Origin of the sequence: Vibrio sp. Vb339, assembly GCF_902751245.1 — a bacterium.
In the GTDB taxonomy this organism is placed as follows: Bacteria; Pseudomonadota; Gammaproteobacteria; order Enterobacterales; family Vibrionaceae; genus Vibrio; species Vibrio coralliirubri.
On the sequence record NZ_CADDIS010000005.1, the window covers coordinates 155465 to 174457 of the forward strand.

Annotated in this window: 14 protein-coding genes; all 14 read left to right on the top strand. The window is 45.8% G+C overall.

Going from position 1 to position 18993, the window contains the following annotated elements:
- Nucleotides 1–3: 3 nt before the first annotated feature.
- The 14 genes from ftsL to secA all read left to right on the top strand — a co-directional run bounded on the left by ftsL (nt 4) and on the right by secA (nt 18795).
- On the top strand, nt 4–321 hold the full coding sequence (gene ftsL / locus HRQ85_RS20085; protein ID WP_050643159.1) for a cell division protein FtsL: 318 nt from the start codon (nt 4–6) through the stop codon (nt 319–321).
- The gene (locus HRQ85_RS20090; protein ID WP_019824584.1) at nt 318–2075 is read left to right on the top strand and encodes a peptidoglycan glycosyltransferase FtsI; all 1758 of its coding nucleotides are present in this window, start codon (nt 318–320) and stop codon (nt 2073–2075) included. The genes ftsL and HRQ85_RS20090 overlap by 4 nt, the downstream gene beginning before the upstream one ends.
- A gap of 18 nt (nt 2076–2093) precedes the next feature.
- Complete coding sequence (murE, locus tag HRQ85_RS20095; RefSeq protein WP_172380456.1) at nt 2094–3578, top strand: UDP-N-acetylmuramoyl-L-alanyl-D-glutamate--2,6-diaminopimelate ligase; 1485 nt, start codon at nt 2094–2096, stop codon at nt 3576–3578.
- Entirely contained in the window at nt 3578–4951 is a 1374-nt protein-coding gene (locus HRQ85_RS20100) for a UDP-N-acetylmuramoyl-tripeptide--D-alanyl-D-alanine ligase (protein ID WP_172380457.1), read from the top strand. Before murE ends, HRQ85_RS20100 begins: the two co-directional genes overlap by 1 nt.
- Nucleotides 4948–6030 (top strand): phospho-N-acetylmuramoyl-pentapeptide-transferase, encoded by a 1083-nt coding sequence (gene mraY / locus HRQ85_RS20105; RefSeq protein ID WP_019824581.1) that lies wholly within the window; start codon nt 4948–4950, stop codon nt 6028–6030. The genes HRQ85_RS20100 and mraY overlap by 4 nt, the downstream gene beginning before the upstream one ends.
- Before the next feature lie 57 nt (nt 6031–6087).
- Nucleotides 6088–7404: a UDP-N-acetylmuramoyl-L-alanine--D-glutamate ligase gene (murD, locus tag HRQ85_RS20110; protein WP_172380458.1), complete on the top strand. Its 1317-nt coding sequence runs from the start codon at nt 6088–6090 to the stop codon at nt 7402–7404.
- Between the two features lie 22 nt (nt 7405–7426).
- On the top strand, nt 7427–8623 hold the full coding sequence (ftsW, locus tag HRQ85_RS20115) for a cell division protein FtsW (RefSeq protein ID WP_048609688.1): 1197 nt from the start codon (nt 7427–7429) through the stop codon (nt 8621–8623).
- Nucleotides 8624–8635: 12 nt separating this feature from the next.
- Nucleotides 8636–9697: an undecaprenyldiphospho-muramoylpentapeptide beta-N-acetylglucosaminyltransferase gene (murG, locus tag HRQ85_RS20120; protein ID WP_172380485.1), complete on the top strand. Its 1062-nt coding sequence runs from the start codon at nt 8636–8638 to the stop codon at nt 9695–9697.
- A gap of 13 nt (nt 9698–9710) precedes the next feature.
- Nucleotides 9711–11171 carry a UDP-N-acetylmuramate--L-alanine ligase gene (murC, locus tag HRQ85_RS20125; protein ID WP_172380459.1) on the top strand — a complete coding sequence of 487 codons (1461 nt, stop codon included), beginning with the start codon at nt 9711–9713 and terminating at the stop codon, nt 11169–11171.
- Nucleotides 11172–11449: 278 nt separating this feature from the next.
- Complete coding sequence (locus tag HRQ85_RS20130) at nt 11450–12142, top strand: cell division protein FtsQ/DivIB (RefSeq protein ID WP_017059290.1); 693 nt, start codon at nt 11450–11452, stop codon at nt 12140–12142.
- Complete coding sequence (gene ftsA, locus HRQ85_RS20135) at nt 12135–13403, top strand: cell division protein FtsA (protein WP_010434747.1); 1269 nt, start codon at nt 12135–12137, stop codon at nt 13401–13403. Before HRQ85_RS20130 ends, ftsA begins: the two co-directional genes overlap by 8 nt.
- Nucleotides 13404–13434: 31 nt before the next feature.
- Nucleotides 13435–14664 carry a cell division protein FtsZ gene (ftsZ, locus tag HRQ85_RS20140; protein ID WP_017059291.1) on the top strand — a complete coding sequence of 410 codons (1230 nt, stop codon included), beginning with the start codon at nt 13435–13437 and terminating at the stop codon, nt 14662–14664.
- A gap of 96 nt (nt 14665–14760) precedes the next feature.
- A complete protein-coding gene (lpxC, locus tag HRQ85_RS20145; RefSeq protein ID WP_010434751.1) occupies nt 14761–15678 on the top strand; it encodes a UDP-3-O-acyl-N-acetylglucosamine deacetylase in 918 nt (305 codons plus the stop codon).
- Between the two features lie 390 nt (nt 15679–16068).
- The gene (gene secA, locus HRQ85_RS20150) at nt 16069–18795 is read left to right on the top strand and encodes a preprotein translocase subunit SecA (RefSeq protein ID WP_172380460.1); all 2727 of its coding nucleotides are present in this window, start codon (nt 16069–16071) and stop codon (nt 18793–18795) included.
- The last annotated feature ends 198 nt before the right edge of the window (nt 18796–18993 follow it).

Here is an 18993-nt window from a genome sequence, read left to right on the forward strand (position 1 = left end):
TCAATGAAGACCTCCAAACCGAACTTAGCCAAGGTAATATTTTTTGATTTGATCTCTGTGGGCAAGGTTCCATTGATGCTTCTTATCTGTATCTTTGCGAGTGCGATGGGGGTCGTTCTTACGACACATATGTCACGTCAGGCGATCACGCAGAAAGACACGGCATTGGTGGAGCGAGAACAGCTTGATGATGAGTGGCGAAATTTAATGCTTGAAGAGACGGCTCTGGCTGAACATAGTCGCGTTCAAGCATCGGCAAAAAGAGAGCTAGACATGAAACGTCCAGACTCTGAAAAAGAAGTTGTGATCACACTGAAATGACCGGTAAAAAGGAAAAAGCACCCGCAAAAGCCGTTAAGAAACCAACGAAAGAGCGAGTGAAGAGCGAAAAGGATTCGGATCCAATTCTTATTAAATGGCGTTTCAACGTCGTTATTGCTTTCGTGTTTCTTGCCTTTGCTGCGCTGGTTGGTCGTGTGGCTTACATCCAAATCATTGAACCAGATAACTTAATTCGTCAGGGCGACCTTCGCTCGGTACGTGTTAAGGCAATTCCTTCTGCTCGCGGTATTATTTCAGACCGTAATGGCGAGCCGCTTGCTGTGAGTGTTCCAGTTGAAGCGGTATGGGCCGATCCTAAAACGATTTTCGATAAAAACGGCATGGCCCAAATTGATCGTTGGTACGCGTTAGCCGATGTACTTGGCTTAGAGCGACAATCGATGATCGACAAGATCTCTAGCAACAAATCCCGTCGATTTATTTACCTGCAAAGACAAGTTAGCCCTGCAATGGCTAAGTATATCCGTGAGCTTAAGCTGGTGGGTGTTGGCCTGAAAGCGGAATCTCGACGTTACTACCCTGCAGGCGAAGTCAGTGCGCACCTTATCGGTGTTACCGGCATTGATGGACATGGCCTAGAAGGCGTTGAGCGCAGCTATGACAAATGGCTCACAGGCGAGGCGGGTAAGCGAACGATTCGTAAAGACCGCTACGGACGTGTTGTTGAAAACATTGCTTTAGAAGAGCGTGAAGAAGGTAAGCCACTCGAGCTAACGATCGATCAACGATTACAAGCGATCGCCTACCGAGCGATTAAACAGGCGGTGGCTGATCATAAGGCGACTTCTGGCTCTGCTATTTTGTTGGATGTAAAAACCGGCGCTGTGTTGGCAATGGTTAATGCGCCTTCTTATAACCCGAATAATCGTGCTGACTTACAAAGTTTTAAGATGCGTAACCGCGTACTTACCGATGCGATGGAGCCCGGTTCTACCGTGAAACCTTTTGTGGTTTTGGCGGCTCTAGAGAACGGTACGGCAGATCCAGATATCGTTATTGATACTGGCAACGGCATCATGCAGATCGGTGGTAGCCGTGTGCGAGACTCTTCTAAAGTCGGTAAGGCTGATTTAGCGCTGATCCTCAAGAAGTCGAGTAACATCGGTGTGGCGAAGTTGGCACTTAACATGCCTTTAGAAGCTCTGCTTGGGATGTACAGTTCTGTTGGTCTTGGCGAAATGTCAGGGCTGAATTTAATCGGTGAAACGAGCGGTATTTTCCCGAATCGTCGTCGCTGGTCTAAGTTTGAAATTGCAACACTATCATTCGGTTACGGTTTGTCCGTTACACCGATGCAGTTGGCCCATGCGTATGCGACGCTAGCCAACAAAGGTATGTATGAACCGATTCATATTATTAAGAGTAACGACCAAGACTTTTCTAAGCAGATCATCAAGCGCGAGAACGCTGAACTGGTTTTGAATATGCTCGAAGGGGTGACTCAAAAAGGCGGCACAGCAACAAGAGCGGCTGTTCCTGGTTACCGAGTTGCAGCAAAAACGGGTACTTCTCGTAAGGCTGAAGCTGGCGGATACAGCGACGAATACATTGCGATTACTGCAGGTTTTGCCCCGGTTAGTGACCCAAGAGTCGCGCTGGTTGTTGTGGTCAATGAGCCTCAAGGTGACCTTTACTATGGCGGTTCAGTTGCTGCCCCCGTTTTTTCTGAAATCATGAAGGGTGCATTGCAAATATTGAATGTCCCTGCTGATGAAAACAAGTTTCAAGAATAGAGCCAATCAGGATTCAATATGAGTAGTAGCCTCACGCTGTCATCTTTACTTTCTCCTTGGGGTGACTTTAGTTCACCTGAGCTGGATGCGATTGCCGTTGAACAGTTGGAGTTGGATAGCCGTGCCATCAAAGACGGCGATATTTTTGTTGCTGTAGTTGGGCATGCTGTTGATGGCCGTCGTTTCATCGACAAAGCGGTCGCACAGGGAACCAATGCCGTTATCGCACAAGCTGATGCTGAAAAGGCCCATGGTCTGATTGAGTGGTTGGATGCTGTTCCAGTAATTTACATTAAAGATCTTAACTTGGTGTTATCTGAGTTGGCCGGTCGTGTTTACTCGTCTCAAGCGACTAAGTTGATTGGTGTTACCGGCACCAATGGCAAAACCACCATCACCCAATTGATTGTTCAATGGCTTGATCTTGTTGGTCAACGCTCTGCGGTAATGGGCACCACGGGCAATGGCTTTTTAGACAATCTAAAAACCGCGGCGAATACCACAGGCAGTGCGATTGAAATACAACGCACACTGAGTGAGTTAGCGGAAGAAAACGCGGCTTACACAGCTATGGAAATATCTTCTCATGGTTTGGTGCAAGGTCGCGTTAAAGCGTTGAATTTTGAGGTTGGTGTGTTCACTAACCTGAGTCGTGATCACCTTGATTACCACGGCACGATGCAAGAGTACGCATTGGCTAAAAAAAGCCTGTTTACTCAACACAAATGCAAACATGCAGTGATCAATGTGGATGATGAAGTCGGCAAAGCGTGGATGGCAGATTTGTCCAATGCAATAGCTGTTTCATTGCTTCCGTTGTCTGATTACCAACAGTCGGTGTGGGCATCTGATGTCGCCTATGCAGAAACTGGGATTAAGCTCTCTTTCGATGGTAGTTGGGGACAAGGCGATCTTTCTGTTCCATTAATTGGTCAGTTTAACGCATCAAATGTACTGGTTGCCTTTGCTACCTTGCTGTCATTAGGTATCGATAAGCAAATCTTGGTTGACACTGCGCCTCAGCTGCAACCTGTGATTGGCCGAATGGAGCTATTCCAAGTGCCGAACAAAGCAAAAGTGGTTGTCGATTACGCGCATACGCCAGACGCTTTAGAAAAAGCATTAGCAGCATTGCGAGTTCACTGTTCTGGAAAATTGTGGGCTATCTTTGGTTGCGGCGGTGACCGTGACACTGGTAAGCGTCCTATGATGGCAGCGACCGCAGAGCAGTTCGCCGATAAAATCATTATTTCAGATGACAACCCTCGTAGCGAAGATCCGGCATTGATTGTCAAAGACATGCTGGCAGGCTTAAACAAACCTGAGTCTGCATTTGTGGAACACGATCGCTACCAAGCGGTTAAGTTCGCGCTTGAACAGGCAGACAGCAATGACATTATTCTTTTGGCTGGTAAAGGCCATGAGGATTACCAAGTATTAAAAGACGAAACGATCCATTACTCAGACCGAGAGTCTGCGCTTCAACTTTTAGGTATTTCATAATGATTGATGTATCACTCGAACAGATTTGTTCAGCGGTCAACGGTGAGTTGATTGAGGCTGGTAACTCAAACAATGCCGTAATTAATGCCGTTTCTACCGACACTCGCACCGTTGAAGAAGGTGCATTGTTTGTTGCTATTGTCGGAGAACGTTTCGATGCGCATGATTTTTGTCATCAAGCGGTTGAGGCAAATGCGAGCGCGTTGTTAGTCGAACGAAAACTTGACCTAAATATTACTCAAGTTGTTGTTGAAGACACTAAACTTGCTTTAGGTCAGCTAAGTGCTTGGATCCACAAACAATGTGACGTGCCAACCATGGCGATTACAGGAAGCTGTGGCAAAACGACCGTCAAAGAGATGGTGGCGAGCATTCTGCAGCAACGTGGCAAGGTGTTGTTTACGGCGGGTAACTTCAATAATGATATTGGAGTACCACTAACCTTGCTGCGCAGTGAACCCAATGACGACTACGCCGTGATAGAACTGGGCGCGAACCACATTGGTGAAATCGCCTATACCACGCAGCTTGTGAAACCGCAGGTGGCGTTGGTGAATAACGTCGCAGCCGCGCATCTAGAGGGCTTTGGTTCAATTGATGGTGTTAAACAAGCGAAAGGTGAAATCTTTCAGGGGCTTGCTGCTGGTGATACTGCTATTGTTAATCTAGAAAGCAACGGTGGTGACTTCTGGAATGAAGTACTCGCAGATAAAACGGTACTGACATTTTCAGAAAGCGACAGCACGGCGGATTACTTTGCTAAAAATATTCGCATTAATGAACAGGGTGAAGCTTGCTTTGATATGCAAACGCCGCAAGGCGCTATGCCGGTTGAGCTTGGCATTATTGGTCAGCATAACGTAGCAAATGCGTTGGCGGCGGCAGCGTTGAGCATTCAGTTTGGTGCCACGCTTGAAGAAGTAAAAAATGGTTTAGCGAATCTTATCTCTGTCAAAGGGCGAGTTGAGGTTCAACAATTAAGTCAGAATATCAAACTGATAGATGACAGTTACAACGCCAGCGTACCGGCGATGAAGGCGGCAGCCAAACTGCTGTCGAGCTTCAAAGGTCAGCGTTGGTTGATTTTAGGCAATATGGCTGAATTAGGCGACGAAAGCCTTGCACTTCACCGTCAAGTCGGTGAATATGCTGCCCCATTCGCTTTTGAGCATGTACTCACTTACGGTGATGATACCAAGGTGATTAGTGAGGTCTGTAATGGTACCCACTTTGCAACGCATCAAGCGATGATCGCGCACATAGAGCAGCACTTATGCTTGCCAGAAAACGCGTCACATACCTTGTTGGTAAAAGGCGCGAATAGTGCAGGAATGAGTAAAATAGCCGCTGCTTTAAAGGAGAACTTTTCATGATAATTTGGCTTGCAGAGCTACTACAGCCACACCTTTCTTTTTTCCGTTTGTTCGAATACCTATCGTTTCGTGCAATCGCGAGTATTTTGACGGCTTTATGCCTGTCGCTGTGGATGGGACCTCGTTTAATTGAGCGTCTGCAAATGCTACAAATTGGCCAAGTTGTTCGTAACGACGGTCCTGAATCTCACTTTAGCAAACGTGGTACACCAACCATGGGCGGCGTGATGATCCTAGCTGCCATTATTATTACGGTATTAATGTGGGCTGATCTTTCTAATCCTTACGTTTGGGCGGTATTGGTTGTCCTTGGCGGTTACGGTGCGGTTGGCTTTGTTGATGACTACCGTAAAGTGGTTCGTAAAAACACAGATGGCTTGATTGCTCGCTGGAAATACTTCTGGCAATCGGCTATTGCATTGGTTGTGGCGTTTGCTCTGTATGCTCACGGACACGATACTGCAGCAACTCAACTGGTTGTTCCTTTCTTTAAAGATGTTATGCCACAATTAGGTTTATTGTACATCGTACTGACTTATTTTGTTATTGTGGGTACCAGTAACGCGGTGAACCTAACAGACGGCCTAGATGGTTTGGCGATTATGCCAACGGTTATGGTTGCTGCTGGTTTTGCTGTGATTGCTTGGGCGACAGGTAACGTTAACTTCGCGGCATATCTACATATTCCATACATCCCGTACACTTCTGAGCTTGTGGTTGTATGTACTGCTATCGTCGGTGCCGGACTTGGTTTCCTATGGTTCAACACCTACCCAGCTCAAGTATTCATGGGCGATGTTGGTTCGCTAGCACTGGGCGGTGCATTGGGTGTGATTGCTGTGTTAGTTCGCCAAGAATTGGTACTGGTTATCATGGGCGGTGTGTTTGTAATGGAGACTCTGTCAGTGATTCTGCAGGTGGGCTCTTATAAATTGCGTGGTCAGCGTATTTTCCGCATGGCACCGATTCACCACCACTATGAACTGAAAGGTTGGCCAGAGCCGCGTGTTATCGTGCGTTTTTGGATCATATCAATGGTATTAGTACTGGTTGGCCTAGCGACACTGAAAGTTCGTTAATCCTGTGTGAGCCTCTGAGTAGAGGCTCTTTAAAACTATTAAGAGCATCTTGTTTAAATGGAACGTTGGCAAAATATTCAAAATGTAGTGGTTGTGGGGCTCGGTATTACCGGGCTCTCTGTCGTTAAACATCTCGTAAAATATCAACCTCATACGCATGTGAAGGTGATTGATACGCGAGAGCTACCACCAGGAAAGGAATCTTTACCTGAATCGGTAGAGCTGCATTCTGGAAGTTGGAATAGCCAATGGTTAGCGGAAGCTGATTTGGTGGTTGCTAACCCAGGTATCGCACTCGCGACCCCTGAAATACAAGATGTTATTCAAGCGGGAACTCCGGTTGTTGGCGATATTGAACTGTTTGGCTGGGCGGTAGACAAACCCGTTGTGGCTATCACGGGTTCTAACGGCAAGAGCACCGTGACTGACCTTACTGGTGTGCTTGCTAAGGCTGCTGGTTTGAATGTCGGTGTCGGTGGCAACATAGGTATTCCTGCCTTAGACCTTCTAGAGCTTGATGCTGATTTATATGTTCTTGAGCTTTCAAGTTTTCAGCTAGAGACAACATCAAGCCTAAACTTAGCAGCTGCAGCATTTCTGAATCTGTCAGAAGACCATATGGATCGCTACCAAGGCATGGCCGATTACCGCGATGCCAAGCTAAGAATCTTTAATAATGCTCAATATGCGATTGTAAACCGCGACGACAAAGAGACGTATCCAGACCACAACATGTCATTAGTCACATTCGGACTCGATGACCAAGAGTTTGGTGTCGCGACAGTTGATGGCATCGAATGGCTGATGGATAACGGTAAACCTGTACTTGCGACTCAAGATTTAACATTGGTTGGACGTCACAATGTGGCAAATGCGTTAGTCTCGCTAGCACTGCTTAAACAAGTCGGTGTTGATTACAACAAAAGCCTTGAAGCCTTGAAGGCTTACAATGGTTTGACGCATCGCTGCCAAGTGGTGGCTGACAAACGCGAAATCAAATGGGTTAACGACTCAAAAGCGACCAACGTAGCCAGTACATTAGCGGCTCTGTCGGGTTTAGAGTGCCAAGGTACTTTGTATCTTCTGGTTGGTGGGGTTGGTAAAGGTGCCGACTTCAGTGAGCTTAAGCCTGTGTTGTCGCAACTAGAGCGCGTTCAACTGTGTTGTTTTGGTGAAGATGCAGCGCAATTTATGCCGTTACACCCATCGTCTAAGACGTTTGAAACTATGGGTGACATTATCGAGAATATCTCGAAGCAGTTAGTTGCTGGTGATATGGTGATGTTGTCCCCAGCGTGTGCCAGCTTCGATCAATTTAATAACTTCATGGCAAGGGGTGATGCGTTCACTGAACTTGCTCATGAGTATGCCTAACGTGTTGAAGGACTAACATTCAGTGCAAAGAGTGAAAGAGATTAATCAATCCATTTGGCAATGGCTTAACCGTGCCACACCAGAGGCGCTTTACGATCGTCAATTGGTATGGATTGCTCTTGGACTGATGCTGACGGGCTTAGTGATGGTAACGTCGGCTTCGTTTCCTATCAGTGCTCGTTTAACCGATCAGCCGTTTCACTTTATGTTCCGTCATGCCATCTTCCTTGTGTTGGCGTTAGGTGTCTCCAGCGTCATATTGCAAATCCCGATGCAGCGCTGGTTTCAATACAGTATGTATCTACTGGGCTTGTCCTTCTTCTTGCTGATTGTGGTATTAGCCGTCGGTAAGTCGGTTAACGGCGCATCGCGTTGGATCCCCTTAGGGCTATTTAACTTACAACCTGCTGAAGTCGCCAAGTTATCGCTGTTTATCTTTATGGCGGGCTACTTGGTTCGTAAACAAGATGAAGTCAGAAAAACCTTCTTCGGTGGTTTTGGTAAACCGATCATGGTTTTCGGCGCTTTTGCCGTGCTGCTGCTAGGCCAGCCCGATTTAGGTACCGTGGTCGTAATGCTAGTGACTCTGTTTGGCATGCTATTCATTGCGGGTGCCAAGCTTTCACAGTTTATCGCCTTGATGGTGGCAGGTATTGCCGCGGTCGTCGGTTTGATTGTTATAGAACCTTATCGTGTTCGACGTGTTACCTCATTCTGGGAACCTTGGAACGACCCGTTCGGCAGTGGTTACCAGTTAACTCAGTCATTGATGGCTTTCGGCCGTGGTGATTGGATGGGACAAGGGCTCGGTAACTCAATTCAGAAACTCGAATACCTACCCGAAGCACACACCGATTTTGTATTTGCTGTGTTGGCTGAAGAATTGGGTTTTGTTGGCGTGACCTTAGTGTTGATACTCATCTTTAGCTTGGTTTTTAAAGCCATTTTTATTGGTAAAAAGGCCTTTGAAAATGACCAAGTATTCAGTGGTTATCTAGCATTTGGTATCGGTATTTGGTTTGCATTTCAGACGCTTGTTAACGTGGGTGCAGCTTCAGGCATCGTCCCAACCAAAGGTCTAACCTTGCCGCTGATCAGTTATGGTGGTTCAAGTCTTATCGTGATGTCGGTGGCGGTGTCTATGCTGCTGCGTATCGATCACGAATGCCGAATGCAACAAAAAGAACAAGCCGATAATCAAAACGAATTAGTAGAATAAGAATATAACGTGATGAAACAAAACAAAAAACTTTTAGTGATGGCTGGTGGTACTGGCGGTCACGTTTTCCCAGGGTTAGCGGTAGCTAAAAAGCTTCAGCAACAGGGCTGGGAAATTCGCTGGTTAGGAACGGCAGACAGGATGGAAGCGGATTTGGTACCAAAGCATGGTATTGAGATCGACTTCATCAAGGTGAAAGGCCTGCGTGGTCAAGGCATTAGCAAGTTAATTAAAGCGCCGTTCCAGATTATTAATGCCATACTTCAAGCAAGACAACACATTAAAGCATGGCAACCTGATGTGGTGCTTGGCATGGGTGGTTACGTGAGTGGCCCGGGTGGTATCGCGGCATGGTTGTCTGGCATTCCAGTAGTTCTGCATGAACAAAATGCAGTGGCAGGTTTAACCAACCAATGGCTGTCTAAGATTGCTAAAAAGGTTTTCCAAGCTTTCCCTGGTGCTTTCCCTACCGCAGAAGTGGTGGGTAACCCAGTACGCGAAGATGTGGTTGCCTTAGCTGAACCCGAGCAACGCATGGCTGAGCGTGATGGTGACATCCGCATCTTGGTTATGGGCGGTAGTCAGGGCGCCAAAATCCTGAACGATACCATGCCAATAACGATGGCGCAGCTTGGTGAAGGCTTCACTGTGATGCACCAAGCGGGTAAGAACAATCAACAGCAAGTTATTGAGCAATACAAATCACATTCTGTTGATAATGTTCAAGTGACTGAATTTATTGATGATGTGGCGCAAGCTTATGAGTGGGCAGATCTATTAGTGTGTCGCTCAGGTGCATTAACCGTATCAGAAGTGTCTGCGGCAGGTGTCGGATCTATCTTCGTTCCGTTTATGCACAAAGACCGACAACAAGCGTTGAATGCCGACCATTTAGTTGAATGTGGCGCAGCGTTAATGATTGAACAGCCTCAACTAACGGCTGATAAGCTAGCGAACACTATCGTGCAGCTTGATAGAAATGAATTAAAAATGATGGCAACAAAAGCTCGTCAAGCCGCCAAGCTTGATGCTGATGTGACCGTCGCTGAAGCGATTAAAGCTTTAGCAAAATAATGAGATTGAATTGATGACGATTGAACATACCCAAGACTTAGCGCAAATCCGTGCAATGGTGCCAGAGATGCGCCGTGTTAAATCTATCCACTTCATTGGTATTGGTGGTGCCGGAATGAGCGGGATTGCTGAAGTCTTGCTAAATGAAGGCTACCAGATCACGGGTTCTGATATTGCTCAAAATCCAGTGACTGATCGTTTAGTTAGCAAGGGTGCGACCGTTTATATCGGCCACCAAGCAAGTAACGTTGCCGACGCAAGTGTGGTGGTGGTTTCAACCGCTATCAATGAAGAAAACCCAGAAATTATTGCAGCTCGTGAAGCGCGCACACCGATCGTTCGTCGTGCAGAAATGCTAGCTGAGCTGATGCGTTTTCGTCACGGCATTGCTGTGGCAGGCACGCACGGTAAAACAACCACGACTGCGCTAGTGACACAGATTTACTCGGAAGCAGGCCTAGATCCAACCTTCGTAAACGGTGGTTTGGTGAAAAGTGCTGGCACTAACGCACGTTTAGGTTCAAGCCGTATTCTTATCGCTGAAGCCGATGAGAGTGATGCTTCATTCTTACATCTGCAACCAATGGTTAGTATCGTAACTAACATTGAAGCGGATCATATGGATACCTACGGCGGCGATTTTGAAACGCTAAAGCAGACGTTTATTGATTTCTTACACAACCTACCATTCTACGGTCAGGCTGTGATGTGTGTTGATGATCCAGTAGTGCGTGAGCTTATTCCTCAAGTAAGTCGCCAGGTGATTACTTACGGTTTCTCAGAAGATGCGGATATTCGTATTGAGAACTACGTACAACAAGGTCAACAAGGTAAGTTCACGGTAGTACGTGAAGGTAAAGCTAACCTTGATATCACGTTAAACATTCCGGGTCGTCACAATGCATTGAATGCATCCGCGGCGATTGCCGTTGCAACAGAAGATGACATCAGCGATGAAGCTATTCTCAAAGCGATGGCGGGAACTGAAGGCACGGGGCGTCGTTTCGATCACCTAGGTGAGTACGAAACAGGTAAAGGCGTTGCAATGTTGGTCGATGATTACGGTCATCACCCAACCGAAGTTGATGTGACGATTCAAGCTGCTCGTAGTGGCTGGACTGATAAACGTCTTGTAATGATCTTCCAACCGCACCGTTATAGTCGTACTCGCGATCTGTATGATGATTTTGCGAACGTTCTTGAGCAGGTTGATGTCCTAATTCTGTTAGATGTTTATTCTGCAGGTGAGAAACCTATTGCAGGGGCTGACGGGCGTTCATTAAGTCGAACTATTCGTGGGCGTGGTAAGATAGATCCAATCTTTGTTGCCGATATCAACGCACTGCCATCGGCTTTAGCCAACGTAATTCAAGGCGGTGACCTTGTTTTAACGCAGGGTGCAGGCGATGTTGGTCGAGTAGCGAAGCAGTTGGAATCGTTACAGTTAGACATTAATAAAATGCAGAACGCGTAACAGAATACTGTCTACAGACTGTGGTCAATCGCTCACTTCTTGCGATTGACCTAAAATTGACCAAAAATCTTATTATCAACGTTTGATAGTTTGATTTTGCTCAGTATAATTCATAGGTTAAAGTAAGTGCTTTTACCTCTATTACGAAGATAGGGAATAGAATTGCGAACCAACGACAGGGAATGCGGGCTTTGGTAGAAAGTACTTTTAGCGAAAACCGCCACCTATTCAGTTTACCGTCGCTCAAGAAACACGCCTTAGGCGGGTCTTTTTTTGTCATGGTATTGCTATTCATTGGGTTTCTTTTCTATACCACACTGACTTGGATGTGGGACGATCAGCGATTGCCTCTCTCCAAAATAGTACTTCAAGGCGACTTAACTTACGTAACCGCTGGTGATGTTCAACATGCCTTTAGCGAGCTAGAGCATATTGGAACGTTCATGTCGCAAGACATCGGTGTGTTGCAAGACAGTTTAGAAGCGTTACCTTGGGTTTCAGTGGTCTCCATTCGTAAGCAGTGGCCAGACACAATAAAAGTATTTTTGACTGAGTACCATGCAGCAGCAATCTGGAACGGCAACATGCTGCTGAATGACGATGGTCAGGTGTTTAATGGTGATATCGGCCTGTTGAAGGGCGATAGAGTTAAGCTTTACGGCCCAGACGGCACCAGCCAAGAAGTGATAGAAAAGTGGCGACAGATAACCCCTTTGATTAACAGTCTAGGGTTAACCGTTACCTCACTCGTTCTCAATGAGCGTCGCGCTTGGCAAATAATCCTAGATAACGGTATCCGTTTAGAACTAGGTAAAGATTCTTTAGATGAGCGTGTTGAACGCTTCATTTCGCTTTACAACGAACTTGGTAGTAAAGCGAATCAAGTGAGCTACATCGACCTCAGGTATGATACGGGAGCCGCTGTAGGCTGGTTTCCAGAGCAAGAGTTAGAAGAGAGCACAGATGACTAAGACCGCAGATGACAACATAATCGTTGGTCTTGATATAGGCACTGCGACCATATCAGCTCTGGTTGGTGAAATATTGCCTGATGGTCAAATCAATATCATTGGTTCTGGGCAAAGCCCATCCAGAGGTATGGATAAAGGTGGTGTAAACGACCTAGAGTCGGTAGTGAAGTCGGTTCAGCGAGCTATTGATCAAGCAGAGTTGATGGCGGAATGCCAAATCAGCAATGTATTTATCTCGCTATCGGGTAAACATATCGCAAGCCGAATTGAAAAAGGCATGGGCACTATCTCTGATGAAGAGGTGTCTCAAGACGATATGGATCGAGCGATCCATACCGCGAAATCAATTAAAATAGGTGATGAGCAGAGAATTCTGCACGTGATCCCACAAGAATTTACCATTGATTATCAAGAAGGGATTAAGAACCCACTTGGTTTATCTGGTGTTCGAATGGAAGTCAGTGTTCACCTAATTTCTTGCCATAGCGACATGGCGAGAAACATTATTAAAGCTGTTGAACGATGTGGTCTTACAGTAGAACAAATCGTGTTTTCAGGACTTGCCTCAAGCAATGCGGTAATTACTGAAGACGAGAGAGAGCTTGGAGTGTGTGTTGTCGATATCGGTGCGGGTACAATGGATATTTCCATTTGGACTGGCGGCGCACTTCGACACACTGAAGTCTTTTCCTACGCAGGAAATGCAGTAACCAGTGATATTGCCTTCGCTTTCGGCACGCCAGTGAGCGATGCTGAAGAGATAAAAGTAAACCATGGTTGCGCTCTGAGTGAACTCGTAAGCAAGGATGATTCTGTTAACGTCCCAAGTGTTGGTGGTCGCCCATCGAGAAGTTTGCAACGACAAACTTTGTCGGAAGTGATTGAACCACGTTACACTGAACTTATGGGTCTCGTTAACCAAACTATTGATACGGTTCAATTACAGCTACGAGATGAAGGTATTAAACACCACCTTGCAGCTGGCGTCGTTCTCACTGGTGGAGCGGCACAAATTGACGGATTGGTAGAGTGTGCGGAACGTGTTTTCCGCAATCAAGTTCGAGTTGGTAAGCCGTTAGAAGTTAGTGGCTTAACTGACTATGTTAAAGAGCCGTATCATTCTACGGCGGTTGGTTTACTTCATTACGCAAGAGATTGTCAGATCAGTGATGAAGGTGATTACAGCGAACCTAAGCGTTCAGCACCTTCTATGTCTGGTTTATTTGGCAAATTGCGTAATTGGATACAAAAAGAGTTTTAACCTGAGTTGCAGGAAAAAACGGAGATAACACATGTTTGAACCGATGATGGAAATGTCTGACGATGCAGTAATTAAAGTCGTTGGAGTTGGTGGCGGTGGCGGTAACGCTGTTGAGCACATGGTACGTGAATCAATCGAAGGCGTAGAATTCATCAGTGTTAACACTGATGCACAAGCACTTCGTAAAACAAGCGTGAGCAGCGTGATCCAAATTGGTGGTGATATCACTAAAGGTTTGGGCGCTGGTGCAAACCCACAAGTAGGCCGTGATGCAGCTCTCGAAGATCGAGAAAGAATTAAAGAAGTTCTAACTGGCGCCGATATGGTATTTATCGCAGCTGGTATGGGCGGTGGTACTGGTACAGGTGCTGCTCCAGTTATTGCTGAAGTTGCGAAAGAGTTGGGTGTGCTAACGGTTGCTGTTGTAACTAAGCCATTTAGCTTTGAAGGCAAAAAGCGTTTAGCGTTTGCTGAGCAAGGTATTGAAGAGCTTTCTAAACATGTGGATTCTTTAATTACGATTCCAAATGAGAAGCTACTTAAAGTACTTGGCCGCGGCGTAACTCTGCTAGAAGCTTTCGCAAGTGCAAATGATGTACTTAAAAACGCTGTACAAGGTATCGCTGAGCTAATTACTCGCCCTGGTATGATTAACGTCGATTTCGCGGATGTTCGCACCGTAATGTCTGAGATGGGTCATGCAATGATGGGTAGCGGTATCGCAAAAGGTGAAGACCGTGCTGAAGAAGCTGCTGAAACGGCAATTTCTAGCCCACTACTAGAAGACATCGACCTAGCTGGCGCACGTGGCGTTCTTGTGAACATCACAGCAGGCCTAGATATGCGTCTAGATGAGTTCGAAACAGTAGGTAATACAGTTAAGGCATTCGCATCTGATAACGCAACAGTTGTGATTGGTACTTCTCTAGACCCTGATATGACGGATGAAATCCGTGTAACTGTTGTAGCAACAGGTATCGGCACAGAGAAAAAACCAGACATTACATTAGTTGCTGGTGGTAAAGCTAAGGTTGCACCAACTCCTCAACCACAGGTAGCGGCTCAAACTGCACCAAAAGTGGAAGAGAAAGTGGCACAACCATTGCAAGAAAAAACTGAGGTTAAACCTCAAGTTAAGCCGCAGCCAACAACGTCACCTGTTTCTTCAGGTACAGGCGCTAGCCAAAGTGCAGCACCTAAGGCTGAGAAAGAGAGTGGATACTTAGATATTCCAGCATTCTTACGACGTCAGGCTGATTAACAAATACCCAAAATTTGACTATCGTCGAATTAATGGTAAAATTCGCGGTCGGTAAATACTGACCGTGATTTGTAGCACTGATAACGAGGCAAGCAGATGATCAGACAACGTACTCTGAAAGAAATTGTGAAAACAACTGGTGTGGGTCTCCACTCTGGTCGTAAAGTCACACTTACTCTTCGCCCGGCAGCTGCAAATACAGGTATTGTTTATCGTCGTACAGATGTAAATCCACCTGTAGATTTCCCAGCTGATCCAGCGTCAGTTCGTGACACTATGCTATGTACAGCTCTTGTTAATGACGAAGGCGTACGTATCTCTACAGTGGAACACCTTAACGCAGCTTTAGCGGGTATGGGCATCGACAACATTATTGTTGAAGTAGATGCTCCTGAGATCCCAATTATGGATGGTAGCGCAAGCCCATTCGTATACTTGCTACAGCAAGCGGGTGTAGAAACACTGAATGCAGCGAAGCGTTTTATTCGTATCAAAAAGCCTATCCGTTTTGAAGATGGCGATAAGTGGGCAGAGTTTGTTCCATTTAACGGCTTCCGTATGGACTTTGAGATTGACTTTAACCACCCAGCAATTGAATCTGATGAGCAACGTTTGTTGTTTGATTTCTCTTCACAAGGTTTTGTGAAAGAAATTTCTCGCGCTCGTACTTTCGGCTTCATGCGCGACATTGAGTATCTACAATCTCAAAACCTAGTACTTGGTGGTAGCTTTGATAATGCTATCGTACTTGACGAGTACCGAATTCTTAATGAAGAAGGTCTACGTTTTGACAATGAGTTCGTAACTCATAAAGTACTCGATGCGATTGGTGACTTGTACATGTGTGGACACGCTATTATTGGTGAGTTCCGTGCATACAAATCAGGTCACGGCCTAAACAACCAACTACTACGTGCAGTACTTGCTGACGCAGAAGCTTGGGAATGGGCAACATTCGAAGAAGAGGTAGGCTCTCCTGTTGCATTTGCTGAGCCAGGAATGGTTCTAGCGTAATTGTTGTTTACAACAATATAAGATTTCGAAAACCAGGTCATTGACCTGGTTTTTTTGTATCTATTTTCCAGATACAGTGTCGTCAACATCCGAAAGTTGTATCCCAATGAGCTGCAGTCTGGCTAATCCATCAGCAATTAGAAAGAAAAGTTCCAAGCACATCAAACAAATGGGGTTATAAATGGTCGTTGGTGTGAAAATTACTTACACTAAAGGGCATTAATTTTAACTCAAGCCTTGAAAACTCTACTCTCAAGTACAATATCAAAGATACTAGATTTATCTCAGTATCCTTGGTTAGTAACTGAAGACTAGTTCATAGCTAGTAGAGACACTGACGGCATTTAAAATAGATCGCGGACGATCTGAGAACGAAGAGATTCCAAGCACATGATTACTAAGCTGCTGACAAAGGTAATTGGCAGTCGCAATGACAGAACACTGCGCCGCCTTAGAAAAATTGTAAAAGAAATTAATAACTTCGAACCATCGTTTGAAGCACTTTCAGACGAAGAGCTAAAAGCAAAAACGGTTGAGTTTCGTGAGCGCTTAGATAAAGGTGAATCGCTAGACCAACTTCTACCTGAAGCATTTGCTACGGTACGTGAAGCGTCTAAGCGTGTTTACGGCATGCGTCACTTTGACGTGCAAATGATTGGTGGCATGGTTCTAAATGCTGGCCAAATTGCAGAAATGCGTACTGGTGAAGGTAAGACTCTTACAGCAACCCTACCAGCTTATCTTAACGCCCTACCTAGCAAAGGTGTTCACGTAGTAACGGTGAACGACTACCTAGCGAAGCGTGATGCGGAAACAAACCGCCCATTATTTGAATTCCTTGGTATGACGGTTGGCGTGAACGTGCCAAACATGGCTCCACCAGAGAAGAAAGAAGCGTACCAAGCGGATATCCTATACGGAACAAACAACGAGTTTGGCTTCGATTACCTACGTGACAACATGGCTTTCCGTGCTGAAGATCGTGTTCAACGTGAGCGCTTCTTTGCTGTTGTCGATGAGGTTGACTCAATCTTAATCGATGAAGCTCGTACTCCACTTATTATCTCTGGCCCAGCAGAAGATAGTTCAGATCTTTACACGCGTATTAACACGTTGATTCCTAACCTTGAGCGCCAAGATAAAGAAGATTCTGAAGAGTACCGTGGTGAAGGTCACTACACCATGGACGAGAAATCGAAACAGGTTCACCTGACTGAAAACGGTCAAGAATTTGTAGAAGAGCTAATGGTCAAAAACGGCCTGATGGAAGAGGGTGACACGCTTTACTCTCCGACAAACATCAGCCTATTGCACCATGTTAATGCAGCGCTGCGTGCACACGTACTGTTTGAGAAAGACGTCGACTACATCGTTACTGAAGAAGGCGAAGTGGTTATCGTTGATGAACATACTGGTCGTACTATGCCAGGTCGTCGTTGGTCTGAAGGTTTACACCAAGCTGTTGAAGCTAAAGAAGGTGTGAAGATTCAGAATGAAAACCAGACGCTAGCATCGATTACATTCCAGAACTTCTTCCGTCTATACGAAAAACTGTCAGGTATGACAGGTACAGCCGATACAGAAGCTTTCGAATTCCAGTCTATCTACGGCCTAGAAACGGTGGTTATCCCAACCAACAAACCTATGGTTCGTAACGATATGCCAGATGTGGTTTATCGTACTGAAGAAGACAAGTTCAATGCGATCATTGAAGACATTAAAGACCGTGTAGCTGCTGGTCAGCCATCACTGGTTGGTACGGTTTCTATCGAGAAGTCTGAACTACTGTCTAACGCACTGAAAAAAGCAAAAATTAAGCACAGCGTTCTAAATGCTAAATTCCACGAAATGGAAGCAGAGATCGTTGCACAAGCTGGTATGCCGAGTGCGGTAACTATCGCAACTAACATGGCTGGTCGTGGTACCGATATCGTGTTAGGTGGTAGCTGGCAGGCACAAGTTGAAAAGCTAGATAATCCAACCAAAGAGCAGATCGAGAAGATCAAAGCTGACTGGAGAGTAATCCACGATAAAGTGCTTGAGTCAGGTGGTCTGCACATCATTGGTACTGAGCGTCATGAATCTCGCCGTATCGATAACCAGCTACGTGGTCGTTCTGGTCGTCAAGGTGATGCGGGTTCTTCTCGTTTCTACCTATCAATGGAAGATTCTCTGCTACGTATCTTCACATCGGATCGTATGGCTGGTCTTATCCAAAGTGGTATGGACGAGGGCGAAGCTATCGAATCTAAGATGCTTTCTCGCTCAATTGAAAAAGCACAACGTAAAGTTGAAGGTCGTAACTTCGATATTCGTAAGCAGCTTCTTGAGTACGATGATGTAGCCAATGACCAACGTAAAGTGGTTTATGAGCTTCGTGATGAACTGATGAGTTCTGACGACATCAGCGAAATGATCGAACACAACCGTGAAGATGTACTAGCATCAGTGATTGATGAATACATCGCACCTCAGTCTCTTGAAGACATGTGGGATATCGCGGGTCTACAAGATCGTCTGAAGAATGACTTCGATCTAGACTTTGATATTCAAGGTTGGTTAGACGAAGACGACAAGCTTTATGAAGAAGCATTGCGTGAGCGTATTCTTGGTATGGCGGTTGATTCGTACAAACAGAAAGAAGAAGTGGTTGGTGCTCAAGTACTGCGTAACTTCGAGAAATCTGTGATGCTACAAACGCTAGACGGTCTTTGGAAAGAGCACTTGGCTGCGATGGATCACCTTCGTCAAGGTATCCACTTACGTGGTTACGCTCAGAAGAACCCGAAACAAGAGTACAAGCGCGAGTCGTTTGAACTGTTTGAAGGCCTACTAGATGTACTAAAAACAGACGTTGTTACCATCCTTTCTAAAGTTCGCGTTCAGCAACAAGAAGAAGTTGAAAAGATGGAAGCTCAACGTCAAGCTCAAGCTGAAGAAGCGGCGCGTCGTGCACAAGCACAACATGCAACGGCTGAAAACCAGCTAGCTGACGATGAAGCTGAAGCGGCATCTCCACAAACGGTAGTACGTGATGAGCGTAAAGTGGGTCGTAACGAACCATGCCCATGTGGAAGTGGCAAGAAATACAAACAGTGTCACGGTAAAATTGACTAATGCTTTGCTGTAGTGGCTGATAACTTCGTCGGCGATGCTCATTTACACTTGTAAACTCCGCTTCGCCTCCTCGCTCTCAACCAATACAGCTTTGCCTTAATATAATTTTGATAAAAAGAGTCGCTTAGGCGGCTCTTTTTGTATGTAAATAATAAGGTTTTGATAGCGTCATCCTCGAGAGTGAGGTACGAGCGAGTC